General features: G+C 62.8%; 8 protein-coding genes. 5 read left to right on the top strand and 3 right to left on the bottom strand.

Annotation, left to right across the window (positions count from 1 at the left end; genetic code table 11):
• Window positions 1–126: 126 nt before the first annotated feature.
• A complete protein-coding gene (locus D3Y59_RS11330) occupies window positions 127–399 on the top strand; it encodes a hypothetical protein (protein WP_162910704.1) in 273 nt (90 codons plus the stop codon).
• 46 nt (window positions 400–445) lie between these two features.
• Here the strand turns inward: D3Y59_RS11330 and D3Y59_RS11325 are convergent, their stop codons facing one another.
• From D3Y59_RS11325 to D3Y59_RS11315, 3 genes are all read right to left on the bottom strand, one after another.
• Window positions 446–1,192, bottom strand: coding sequence for a TIGR04283 family arsenosugar biosynthesis glycosyltransferase (locus tag D3Y59_RS11325; RefSeq protein WP_119445154.1), 747 nt, complete (start codon window positions 1,190–1,192; stop codon window positions 446–448).
• Between the two features lie 160 nt (window positions 1,193–1,352).
• On the bottom strand, window positions 1,353–3,410 hold the full coding sequence (locus D3Y59_RS11320) for a M13 family metallopeptidase (protein ID WP_119445153.1): 2,058 nt from the start codon (window positions 3,408–3,410) through the stop codon (window positions 1,353–1,355).
• A gap of 169 nt (window positions 3,411–3,579) precedes the next feature.
• The gene (locus tag D3Y59_RS11315; RefSeq protein WP_119445152.1) at window positions 3,580–3,828 is read right to left on the bottom strand and encodes a hypothetical protein; all 249 of its coding nucleotides are present in this window, start codon (window positions 3,826–3,828) and stop codon (window positions 3,580–3,582) included.
• A 596-nt stretch (window positions 3,829–4,424) separates the two neighbouring features.
• Here D3Y59_RS11315 and D3Y59_RS11310 point away from each other — a divergent pair.
• The 4 genes from D3Y59_RS11310 to D3Y59_RS11295 all read left to right on the top strand — a co-directional run bounded on the left by D3Y59_RS11310 (window position 4,425) and on the right by D3Y59_RS11295 (window position 11,746).
• On the top strand, window positions 4,425–4,931 hold the full coding sequence (locus D3Y59_RS11310) for a cupin domain-containing protein (protein WP_119445151.1): 507 nt from the start codon (window positions 4,425–4,427) through the stop codon (window positions 4,929–4,931).
• Window positions 4,932–5,267: 336 nt separating this feature from the next.
• Complete coding sequence (locus tag D3Y59_RS11305; RefSeq protein WP_119445150.1) at window positions 5,268–7,004, top strand: hypothetical protein; 1,737 nt, start codon at window positions 5,268–5,270, stop codon at window positions 7,002–7,004.
• Between the two features lie 240 nt (window positions 7,005–7,244).
• The gene (locus tag D3Y59_RS11300; RefSeq protein WP_119445149.1) at window positions 7,245–8,156 is read left to right on the top strand and encodes an ABC transporter ATP-binding protein; all 912 of its coding nucleotides are present in this window, start codon (window positions 7,245–7,247) and stop codon (window positions 8,154–8,156) included.
• On the top strand, window positions 8,153–11,746 hold the full coding sequence (locus D3Y59_RS11295) for an ABC transporter permease/M1 family aminopeptidase (protein ID WP_119445148.1): 3,594 nt from the start codon (window positions 8,153–8,155) through the stop codon (window positions 11,744–11,746). The genes D3Y59_RS11300 and D3Y59_RS11295 overlap by 4 nt, the downstream gene beginning before the upstream one ends.
• Window positions 11,747–11,758: the final 12 nt, after the last annotated feature.

The following is an 11,758-nucleotide window of genomic DNA, read 5'->3' as shown; positions in this document are numbered from 1 at the left end:
CATGCCTGCCCAGTGCGGCAACGCAGCCCGGGCACCGCCCGCGCTGTTTTGCTGAGGAGCACGGAAAACAATGCCGGCCGCGGCCGCCGCGGCCGTTCTACGTTCCATCCCTAACGCACCTGCCGCATGTCATTCCCACACGCAAACTTATCCTGGACCGACGCCATTCAGCGCAGTCCTGTTTTGGATTACGCCCGTTGCACCGATGCCTCCGGCCGCCCGCCCCAGCACGAGGGCGACTGGCCCACCGAGGGCTCGGTGTACCCCGTGCGCCTGGTGCAAGATGCCAAAACCGGCGCCCAAATGATTTACATTCTGGGGTTTAGCGCTTCGGCGCCCCACTTCAATGGTTTTGCCCCGCACCGCTTCCGGATGGTGTGCTCCATGTGGCTCAACTGACCTAGGGGCGCGGGCGTTGCCGAGCGGTGTCGCCCGCGCCCCTAGGTCAGATTTTGTTTTGCCGAATCAGGGCGCGGTACACGCGCTTGAGGTTGGGCTGCGATACGCCCAAACGGTACAGCAGGCAGATGATAAAAAAGATACTCTGCAGCCGGAAAACGCCGTTTTCGAGGTACTTGCGGGCCGAGGTGGTTACGCGGCCCGGCAATAGGGCAAACCGCCCGAAGCGCCGCAGCCGCCCGATGATTTCCTGGTCTTCGAGCACAATCATTTCCTCGCGAAATCCGCCGGCTTGCTCGAACACCGCACGCCGCACAAACAGGCTTTGGTCGCCGAAGCGCACCGCGTCCCAATCGAAGCGGGTAAACCACGCACTGGCCCGCAAAAACCAGTGCGGGTGGTCGAAGGCGAGGCGGTAGCAGCCGCTGCCGTAGCCCTGCTGCACTGCCCGCCGGATGTCGGCCAGGAAGCCCGGCGGTGGGTAGCTGTCGGCGTGCAAAAAGTACAGGGTTTGCCCTTGGGCTGCGCTGGCGCCGTGGTTCATTTGGGCGGCGCGGCCCTTGCGCGGGCAAACGAGCACGCGCGCTCCGGCGGCTTCGGCCACGGCGGCCGTGGCGTCGGGGCTTTGCCCATCGGCCACAATAATTTCCACGCCGGCTTGCTCGCCGCAGGCCTGGCGCAGGTAGTGCACCAACGGGCCAATGGCCTCGGCCTCCTGGTACGCCGGAATAATAATACTTACCGAATCCGGAGCAGCGGCTAGGTGGTGGGGCGCAGGGGCAGCGGAGTGCATAACTGGAAGGGGGCGGGCTACAACCCCAAACCTACAACGCGGCGGCTGGTTGCCCACGGCTTGCTTTGGGGTTTGGCCACCTAGGGCCGCCAACAAAAATGCCCGCGGCGCGGGGCCAACGGGCATTTAAGCAAGTTAAGTAGCTTGGGTTGCGGCCGGCTTACCAAATGCGCACGCGGGCGCTATCGGGCCGAAACAGCTTGTGCGTGGGCTGCACCTTAAAGGCCTCGTAGAACGCGGGCACATCGGCCATGGGGCCGTTTACGCGGTATTGCGCCGGCGAGTGCACGTCCGTCATAATGCGCTGGGCCAGGTCCTCGGGGCGTTGGTGGCTTTGCCAACCTAGGGCGTAGCCCAACAAGTAGCGCTGCGTGGGCGTGAGGCCCGCCAGCTTTTCGCCTTTTTTGTACTGCTCGGTTTTCTTGAAGGCGTCGTAGGCAATGACGATGCCGCCCAAGTCGGCAATGTTTTCGCCGGCCGTGGCCTTGCCGTTGATGCGCAACGAATCGAGCACGGTGTAGCCGTTGAACTGGCGCACAATCTGGTTTACGCGCTTCTTAAACTCGGCGCGGTCTTGCTTCGTCCACCAGTTGCGCAAGTTGCCTTTTTCGTCGTACTGGCTGCCTTCGTCGTCGAAACCGTGGGTAAGCTCGTGGCCGATGGTGCTGGCTCCGGCGTAGCCGTAAATGGTGGCGTCGTCGGCGTCTTCGTCCTTCAGGCCCGGTATGGCGAAGATGGCCGCCGGCAACACAATCTCGTTGTTCGAGGGGTTGTAGTAGGCGTTGTAGGTCTGGGGCGTCATGTCCCACTCGGTGCGGTCGACGGGGCGGCCCAGCTTGTTTACGCGGTAGCGGTAGGCCCACTGGTTGGCGCGCATCACGTTTTGCACGTACGAGCTGCGGTCGACCTTTAGCGAGGAGTAGTCCTTCCATTTATCGGGGTAGCCTACCTTCTTGGTGATCTTGCTCAGCTTCACCAAGGCTTTTTGCTTGGTCGAGTCGCTCATCCAATCGAGCTGCTGAATATGCTCGCGGAACGACGCCGTTACGTTTTCGACGAGCTTCTCGTAGCGCTGTTTGGTTTCGGGCCGGAAGTATTCCTTCACGAACAGCTGACCCAGCATTTCGCCCATGGCGTCTTCTTCGCGGTCGAGCACGCGCTTCCAGCGGGGGCGCTGCTGCTTGCTGCCCTGCAGCACCGTGCCGTAGAAGCGGAAGTTCTCGTTGTCGAAGTTGCTGCTGAGGTTGGGCGCGAAGGTGTGCACCACATGCCACTGCAGGTAGGCCTTCCAGTCGTCCACCGATGCGGTTTTCAGCAGCTGCCCGGCCGTGCGGTAAAACTCGGGCTGGCCCACAATCACGGTGTCGGCCTTCTGCAGCTCCATTTGGTTGAGCACGGCGCGCCACTCCACGTTGCTAGCCAGCTTGCCTAGGTCGGCCACTGCCAGTTTGTTGTAGTTGGCGTAGGGGTCGCGCAGGTCTTCGAGCTTGCGCGACGACTTAGCCAAAGCCGTTTCCAGCCGCACCACGCGGTTGCTGTTCTGGCGGGCCGTAACCGAGTCCTGCCCCAGCAGCTGAAACATGCGCGCCACGTGGTGCCCGTACTGCTGCCGGATGCCCGCCGTGCGCTTGTCCGTGTTGAAGTAGTAGTCGCGGTTGGGCAAGCCTAGGCCGCCCTGATACAGGTACAGCGCCATTTTCTCGCTGTTTTTGGCATCCTGCGTTACGTACATGCCCATCAGGGCATTTACACCTAGGGGCTGCAGGTGCGCCACGGTGGCCATTACCTCTTGCGGCGTACGGATGGCGGCAATGCGGTCGAGCTCGGGCTTCAGCGGCGCAATGCCTTGCTGCTCTATACGCGCCGAATCCATGCCGGTGGCGTAGAAGTCGCCAATCTTCTGCTGATTGCTGCCTGGTGCGGCATTGGCTTTGGCGGCCTCTTCGCTCAGGGCGCGCAAGCGGGCGTACACCTCGTTTTGCACCTCGCGGCCAATGCCCCACGAGCTTTCCGAATTCGGAATGGGGTGGCGCTTCAGCCAGCCGCCGTTGGCGTAGGTGAAAAAGTCGTCGCCGGGGTGAACGGTGGTGTCGAGGCTGCTTTGCAGGATGTCGGTTTGGGCCGTGCCCGAGCCGCCCGAGGGGCTGCAGCTACCTAGGGCCGCGCCAAGTAGCGGAAAAGCCAACAGCCATTTGCCGAAGGCAAAAGAACGCGTCATAGAGAAAGAAGGAGAGGAGGTGTGCGGAAGCCCGAATCTACCACGTCGGGCGGTATGACTGAGCCACTGACACCGAAAGACCGCGCCCGTTGCGCCGCTGCACCCCTGCCAAACGGCGAGCGGGCCGCCCCTACCTAGGGGCGGCCCGCTCGCCACAAAGCCGTGCCGTTTAGTTAGCGTGCAGCCGCAGGAAGTTGCCCAGGTCTTCGGCCGTGCTGAAACGCCCCCGGCCGTACACGCGCGGGCGCTGGCCCGGACCCAGCACAATTTCGGCAAAGGTTTCGTCGAGGGCTACAAACACGCACATCGGCTCGAAGGGGCCTTTGCGTTCGTACTGCACGCCCGCCGGCCGCGCGCCGCCGGCCTTCACGTGCTTGGTTGGTACAAAACCCATGGCGGTGAGTTGAGTTGAAATCATAGGCGGCTGGTAGGTTGGGCGCGCAACAGCCGCCGCCGCAAACCAGTTCCTGAATCAGCCAAAAAAGCCCCGCAGCATGGCCACGAGGCTTTGAACAATGGAATTTTCATACGCGCGGAAGGGTAACCGCGCCGGGCTGCAAGCTCAACAATTGTGCCGCTAATGCATTCTGTTGCTGCTAATTGCTGTTTGCCCGAAAATAGAACAAACCGAAGCAGCCGCGCCAAGCCTATTGGGTTGCTTGCGCGCCTGCCCGCCCGGCACCAGTGCGGCCCGGCGGTGGCAGACCAAGCGCCGGCACTAACTTGCTACGTGCACCTTTGGCACCGCGGGCAGCCGCTATCTTGGCTTGCGTGTAGTGGCACCGGCCCTGCAAAGCACGCACGGGCCCTAGGTGCTGCTTTGTGGCTTGTAGCCTACCGAGGGCAGCGCCGCAGTAAGTTTGCGAATTGCCGCGAAACGAAAAGGTGAATAATTTGATCTAGCTAAGATTTTTTTGGTAGATTCAATTGTTGGGCTCGGCCGCTTGCGTTTTGGGAAGCGCCGGTGCGCGGCCCAACTTGCTCCATCCGCCACAACTAAATTTCGCCTCTGCTATGAACTCCACCGTCACTCACCAGGAAATGCTCTTCGAGGAAATTGCCAGCCAGCTTCAGGAGCGGGGTTTCACAATTGTGGCGCACGACCCAGGCCGGCCGTGGGGAGGGTTCTTCGTTATCGACGAGGCGCAGGCCCAGGAGTTTGCCGACACCTACTTCGCCGGGCTGCCGGTGGATGAGCTGAAGATTGCCGGCAAGCTGAGCCCCAAAATGTTGTTGGTGGCGCCGCACAAGCGATTATCGTGGCAGTACCACCACCGCCGCGCCGAAATCTGGCGCGTGGTGGAAGGCCCGGTGGGCATAGCCACCAGCCTCACCGATGCCGAAGCGCCAGCCAAAACCTACGGCCCCGGCGAGCAAATAACCCTAAAGCAAGGCGAGCGGCACCGCTTGGTAGGCCTCGACGACTGGGGCGTGGTAGCCGAAATTTGGCAGCACACCGACGCCACCAACCCCTCGAACGAAGACGACATTGTGCGGGTGCAGGACGACTTCGGCCGCTAAGCCCGCGCTTATGCCCAACCCAGCAGCCCGCGCCGGGCAGTGCCCAAACAGGTGCTGCCCGGCGCGGGCTGCTTTGCCAGAAACGCACCCGCCGCTGGGTACCGGCTAAATTTTGCGCAGGCTAACTTGGCTGTGGTAAACAGCTGTTTGCTAAGCGCATAACGCGCAGTACCTAGGCCGGAATGCGAGTGCGGGTATACTGGCATTGCGCCGGAACGTAGATATTCGCCGTTTCGGGCGGCGCTCCGCAAACCAACAGCCGGTTTGCCGCCCGTGCGCTGCTGCTCTCAGCGGTACAGTTCCCGACGTTCATCATCAGCTAATACGACAGACCTAATGGCAAACCAAAACCAGCCAGCCAACCCCGCTGCGGTAGTGCCCGCTGCCACCTTGCACCTAGGCCGCTACCAGGCCGACATCGACGCAAAGATTCAGGAGTTCAACGCCAAGAACTTTACCCAAGGTTTCTGGAACAAAGAAGCCTCCCTGTGGGTGCAGGATGCCCAGGCGCAGCAAAACCTGCGCAGCTTTATGGGCTGGCTGCGCGTGGCCGAAACCATGCTGGAGGCCGTGCCCGAAATCGAGCAGTTTGTGCAGGAAGTTAAGCAGGCCGGTTTTAAGCACGTGGTGGTAATGGGCATGGGCGGCAGCACCATGGCGCCCATCGTGTTCAAGTCGTCGTTCGAGCAAACCCCGAACGGCTTGCCCATGTCGGTGCTCGATACCACCGACCCCGGCACGGTGCGTCAGATTGAGGAATCGGTGCCGCTGGCCGATACGCTGTTTATCGTGGCCAGCAAATCGGGCACTACGGCCGAGCCGCTGGCTTTCGGCGACTACTTCTACGACCGCGTGCGGCAGCTGAAGGGCGATAAGGTGGGCGAGAACTTTGTGGCCATTACCGACCCGGGCTCCAAGTTTGTGGAGCAGGCCACGCACGAAGGCTACCGCCGCATCTTCCTGAACTTTGCCGAGGTGGGCGGCCGTTTCTCGGCCTTGTCGTACTTCGGGTTGGTACCGGCTGCGCTGTACGGCATCAACATCCGCGAGGTGCTGGAGCGCTCCGTGGCCATGATGCAGGCCTGCGGCAGCAACGGCAACGTGGAGCACAACCCCGGCCTGGAGCTGGGCGTGGCCCTAGGTGTGCTGGCCCAGCAAGGCCGCGACAAGCTCACCCTCATCGTGCCCCAGTCGTTGAGCGACCTAGGGCTGTGGCTGGAGCAACTGATTGCCGAAAGCACCGGCAAAGAAGGCAAAGGCATTTTGCCGGTAGCCGGCGAACCGGCCGGCGAGCCGGCGTTGTACGGCCACGACCGCGTGTTCGTGTACGTGGGTTACCGCAACCAGCCCGACGCAGAAAACCGCCAAAAGCTGGAGCGCCTCGAGCAGGCCGGCCACCCGGTTATCACCATCCTGATGAACGACCCGCTCGACCTAGGGCAGGAGTTTTTCCGCTGGGAGGTGGCCACGGCCGTAGCCAGCGCGGTGCTCGAAATCAACCCCTTCGATCAGCCCAACGTGCAGGAAAGCAAAACCGCTACCGACCGCCTCATGAAGGTGGTGCAGGAGCAAGGCAAGCTGCCCCAAACCGAGGAGCCCAAAGTGCAGGAAAACGGCGTTACCTACTACACCCAGGTAAGCGGCGGCAACGCGGCCGAACTGCTAACTGCCTTTTTCGGCCAGGCCAAAGCCGGCGACTTCCTCAACATTCAGGCGTACCTAACCGAAACGCCCGCCCTGAACGAGAGCCTGCAACAACTGCGCGCCCAGGTGCAGCAACAGCACCACATTGCCACTACCTCGGGTTACGGTCCGCGCTTTTTGCACTCCACGGGCCAATACCACAAAGGCGGCCCCGACACGGGCTTGTTCGTGCAGTTCACCGTCGACCACCCGCAGGACCTGCAGCTGCCCGGCCGCTCGTACACCTTCGGCACGTTCAAAAACGCCCAAGCCCAGGGCGATTTGGAGGCGCTGCAGAACTACAACCGCCGTACGCTGCGCGTCCACCTCGGCAACGATGCGGAGCAAGGCCTGCGCACGGTACTGGCTGCTTTGGGCGCAGGTAAGTAAGCACTCAGTAATAGCCAAAGCAAAAAGCCGGCTGCTAGCATTAGCAGCCGGCTTTTTGCTTTGGGCCTAGCCACACCTAGGCAGAATTTGCACGGGCTGGCGAGTGGTTCGTCCCATCTTTTGCGGGTTCCATCACATTTAATTCTGGCTGGCTGCGGGGTTGCCTAACCTTGCCTTACACCGAGTGCGCCACTTGCCGCGGCAGGCACGCTCAGGTGCAACACTCAACGGGCAATCCGCATGGACTTAACTATCCGCAACGTTTCCAAAACCTACGCCAACGGCAAGCAAGCCTTGCGCAATGTGTCGCTCACCATTCCGCCGGGCATGTACGGCTTGCTCGGCCCGAACGGAGCGGGCAAAAGCACGCTCATGCGCATACTGGCTGGCCTGCAGCAACCCGACGCGGGCGAAATCAGCCTCGGCGACATTGATGTGCGGCGTCAGAAAGAAGCGCTGCGCCGCACGCTGGGCTACCTGCCCCAGGAGTTCGGCGTGTACCCCAAATCGACGGCCGAAGATCTGCTCGATTACTTTGCCATGCTTGAGGGCATCGCCAGGCGCGCCGACCGCCGCCAAGTGGTAGAAGCACTGCTGCGGCAAACCAACCTGTGGGAGGTGCGCCGGCAAAAGCTGGGCGGCTTTTCGGGGGGCATGAAGCAGCGCTTTGGTGTGGCGGTAGCCCTGCTCGGCAACCCTAGGTTGATGATTGTGGACGAGCCCACAGCCGGCCTCGACCCGGCCGAGCGGGTGCGTTTCCTGAACCTGCTCAGCGAGCTGGGCGAGCAAAGCGTGGTGCTGCTTTCTACCCACATCGTGGAAGACGTGGCCGAGCTGTGCACGCGCATGGCCATCATCAACCAAGGCGAAATACTGCTCGAGGGCGAACCGCTGCGCGAAGTTGCCGAGCTGCACGGCCACATTTGGCGGCGCATAATTGCCCGCGACGAGCTGCCGACGCTGATGCATGAGCACGCCGTCATATCCACCAAGCTGCAGGCGGGGCGCACCGTGGTGCACGTGTACAGCGAGGGCAAGCCAGGTAACGGGTTCGAGGCTATCGAACCCGATCTGGAAGACGTGTACTTCAGCGTGATGGCCGGGCACCGTGGCCGGCTGGCGGCTCACCCCACACTCGAGGTTGCATCATGAAGACCTGGGGAGTAATGCAATTTGAGCTTGCCTACCAGCTGCGGCGCTACACTACTTGGGTGTATATGCTCGCGCTGCTGGGTTTGGCTTTTTGGATGTCCGTAGGGTTCGTGGACGATGCCCGGCGCGGAGGCATCTACTTCAACGCCCCCATTATCATCGGCTCCGTCACCATCATTGCCAGCCTAATGGACTTGCTGGTGAGTGCGGCCATTGCCGCCGATGCCGCCACCCGCGACGCCCAAACGCGCATGGCGCCGCTGCTCTACACCGCACCGCAAACCCGCTTTGCCTACTTGGTGGGGCGTTTTGGGGCCGCGTTTGTTCTCAACAGCATGTGCTTGGTGGCGGTGCCGGTGGCCCTGTGGGTGGCTACGCATGTGCTGGGCCTCGAGCGCGCGCTTATCGGGCCCTTCGAGCCGATGGCATACCTAGGGCCGTTTGTTGTAATTGCGCTACCCAACGCGTTTATCAGCACGGCCTTGCTGTTTGTGGCGGCCGTGCTAAGCCGGCGGCCGGTGGTAAGCTACTTGGTGGCGGTGCTGCTTTTCTTGCTTGTGCTTTTCAGCCGCGAGTTTGTGGCCGATATTATGGGTTACTGGACGCTCGGCAAACACCTCGACCCAACCGGCTTTACTGCCCTGAGTGCCCTGTGGCGGGCCTGGACGCCGCTGCAAAAAAACACCCAGCTTATTGCCCTCGAAGGCGCGATGCTTACCAACCGTTTGCTGTGGCTTGGCGTGGGGCTGCTGGCCCTGGCCGTGGCGCACCTGCGCTTTCGGTTTGCGCACCACAGCGTGGGCGGGCGCCGTGCCCGGGTCGCCGGCACCACCCCAGCCCTAGGTACTGCACCCGCCGCGGAGCAACCGTGGAGTGTGCCCGTTGCGTTGCCGCGCGTGCCGCGGGCGTTTGGCCGCGCCGCTCAGTTGCGGCAAGTGGGGCGCGTGGCGCTCCATTCGTTCCGGGCAATTGCGGGCAACAAAAGCTGGTTGGTGTTTCCGGCCGTGTTCGTGCTCATGCAACTCATGGGTCCCGAGTTGCTCGAGGGCGAATTGGGCACGCCCAGCCTGCCCGTAACGGGGCGCTTGGCAGCAATGTCGGGGCATTTCGCCATTGGTGTGTTTGTGGTAGGCCTGGTTACCGTGTACGCCGGCGAGCTGGTGTGGCGCGAGCGAGATGCCGGCCTAGGTGCCATAACCGATGCCACCCCCGTACCGGTGTGGGTGCTGTTTGTGGGCAAGCTGCTAGGCTTGTGGCTGATGCTGTTGGCGCTGCAAGCGGTAATTATGCTCTCGGGCATAGCCCTGCAAGCCCAGCAAGATTACTTTACGTTCGAGCTGGGCTTGTACCTGCAAATCCTCTTCGGGCTGCACCTGGCCAACTACCTGTTGTTTGCGGCGGTGGCCTTGGCCGGGCACGCCTTGGTGCAAGCCAAATACGTGGGGCACCTGCTCGTCTTCTTGTTTTACCTGTGCACGGTATTCGCGGCCGATCTTGGCCTCGAGCACCAACTCCTGGTTTTCGGCTCCGACTTGGGTTGGCGCTACACCGATATGAACGGCTTTGGCAGCGCCCTAGGTGCTTGGGGCTGGTACAAGTTGTATTGGGCCGGCTGGGCTTTGCTGATTGGGTTGGCCGGCCTGGTAGCGTGGCCGCACGGCCAAGCGCCGCCCCCGTTGCGCGCCCGCCTGCAGCAAGCCGCGCAACGGGGGCGGCGCTTGCCTTGGGTGCTGCCTGCCCTCGGCGTGGGCCTGGTGCTGGGGGCTGGCGGGTACATCTTCTATCACACCTACGTGCAGCAGGCCTACGTATCGGGGGCCGCTCAAACCGCCCAGCGAGCCACTTACGAGCGGCGCTACGGGCGCTTCCGCAATGCCCCGCAACCCGTGCTGCTGGCTACCAAGCTGCGGGTAGAGCTGTACCCCGAGCGCCAAGCCGCCGATGTGCAGGGCAGCTATCAGCTGCGCAATTCCACCTCGCGCGCCATCGACTCGGTGCACGTGGTGTTTCATCCCGAAGTAGCGCCGGGCAAGGTGCAGTTCGGCCAACCCGCCAAGCTGGCCCTGTCCGACGACGAGTTGGGCTACCGCATCTACGTCTTGCGCACCGCGCTGCAACCCGGCGATACGCTGCGCATGCACTTCCGGCAGGCATTGGCACCTAGGGGCTTTGCCGCACGCGGGGCCAGCTCCGTAGTAGTAGCCAATGGCACCTGCCTCGAAGAAAGCTGGCTGCCTTCGGTGGGCTACCAACCCGCCCACGAGCTAAGCAACGCCGGCGTGCGGCGGCAGCACGGCTTGGCGTCGCGCCCCGCCACCCGGGCCCTCGAAGACAGTGCCGCCCGCCACGACGTGCGCGGCCGCGAACACATTGCCTTGGAAACCGTTGTGGGCACCACGCCCGAGCAAACGGCCGTGGCGCCGGGTGCTCTGCTGCGCACGTGGCAAGCCGGCGGCCGCCGCTATTTCCATTACCGCACCGATGCGCCCATTCGCAACGGCTACGCGGTGTTTTCGGCACGCTACGCCCTGAAGGAAACGCGCTGGCGCAACGTGCAAATCCAGGTGCTGCACCACCCCGGCCATACCCAAAACCTAGGGCGCTTGCTGCGCAGCGTGGAGGCGTCGTTGGCGTACTGCACCAAGCAGTTTGGGCCGTACCCGCACCAGCAGTTGCGCCTGATTGAGGTGCCGAGTGCGGCAAGCGGCTTGCGGCTAACCTCGTTCCCGGGCACCATTCGTTACACCGAGGGCTTTGCCTTCGTGAACCCCCAGCGCGACGACCGCGACTTGGACTTGCCCTTTGCTGTGATGGCGCACGAAGTAGCGCACCAATGGTGGGGCAACCAAGTGGTGCCGGCCATGGTAGAAGGCGGCCCGGTGCTTTCCGAAAGCTTGGCGTGGTACAGTGCCATGGGCGTGGTCGAAGGCACCTTGGGCGCCGAGCACCTAGGGCGCTTGCTGCGCATGATGCGGCGCGAGTACATCAGTCCGCGCCCCGAGGCCGATGTGCCGCTGCTGCGCGAAACCGACCACTTTGGCGTGTACCGCAAAGGGCCGTTTGCCATGTATGCCCTGCGCGAGTACCTGGGCCCTGCGCCGGTAAACGCGGCTTTGCAGCGCTTGTTTAAGCAGTACCGCGGCGGCCAAGCGCCGCTGCCTACCTCCTTGCACCTATACCGCGAGCTGCAGACTGCCACGCCCGATTCGTTGCGCTACCTGCTGCACGATTTGTTTGCCCAGAACACCTTTTGGGAGCTTGCGGCCGAAAGAGTAGAGGCCAAGCCGCTAACCGGCGGCAAGTGGCAAGTAAGCATTGGGGTGCGGGCGCGCAAGTTAAGCGTAAGCCAAACCGGCACCGAAAAGCAGCTGCCCATGCACGATGTAGTTGAAATAGGAGCCTACGCCCCAGCGCCCGGCGACCTGCGCGGCGAGCAACTGTACCTCGGCAAGCACCGCATCCAAGCGGGCCGGCAAACCATTACCATCACGGTGCCGCGTAAGCCTGCTCAGGCCGGCATCGACCCGCGGCACCTGCTCATCGACGGCAACCTCGACGACAACCTGCGCGCCCTGGCGCCCGGTAAGTAAGCCTAGGTAGCC

The sequence above is a fragment of the Hymenobacter oligotrophus genome (assembly GCF_003574965.1).
Taxonomy (GTDB): Bacteria; Bacteroidota; Bacteroidia; order Cytophagales; family Hymenobacteraceae; genus Solirubrum; species Solirubrum oligotrophum.
This window is presented reverse-complemented; position numbering and strand designations above follow the sequence as displayed.

What these genes read in the sequence shown, in the direction of transcription:
- D3Y59_RS11330 (WP_162910704.1), top strand. Translation starts at nt 127, where the DNA reads ATGTCATTCCCACACGCAAACTTATCCTGGACCGACGCCATTCAGCGC.
- D3Y59_RS11325 (WP_119445154.1), bottom strand. Translation starts at nt 1,192, where the DNA reads ATGCACTCCGCTGCCCCTGCGCCCCACCACCTAGCCGCTGCTCCGGAT.
- D3Y59_RS11320 (WP_119445153.1), bottom strand. Translation starts at nt 3,410, where the DNA reads ATGACGCGTTCTTTTGCCTTCGGCAAATGGCTGTTGGCTTTTCCGCTA.
- D3Y59_RS11315 (WP_119445152.1), bottom strand. Translation starts at nt 3,828, where the DNA reads ATGATTTCAACTCAACTCACCGCCATGGGTTTTGTACCAACCAAGCAC.
- D3Y59_RS11310 (WP_119445151.1), top strand. Translation starts at nt 4,425, where the DNA reads ATGAACTCCACCGTCACTCACCAGGAAATGCTCTTCGAGGAAATTGCC.
- D3Y59_RS11305 (WP_119445150.1), top strand. Translation starts at nt 5,268, where the DNA reads ATGGCAAACCAAAACCAGCCAGCCAACCCCGCTGCGGTAGTGCCCGCT.
- D3Y59_RS11300 (WP_119445149.1), top strand. Translation starts at nt 7,245, where the DNA reads ATGGACTTAACTATCCGCAACGTTTCCAAAACCTACGCCAACGGCAAG.
- D3Y59_RS11295 (WP_119445148.1), top strand. Translation starts at nt 8,153, where the DNA reads ATGAAGACCTGGGGAGTAATGCAATTTGAGCTTGCCTACCAGCTGCGG.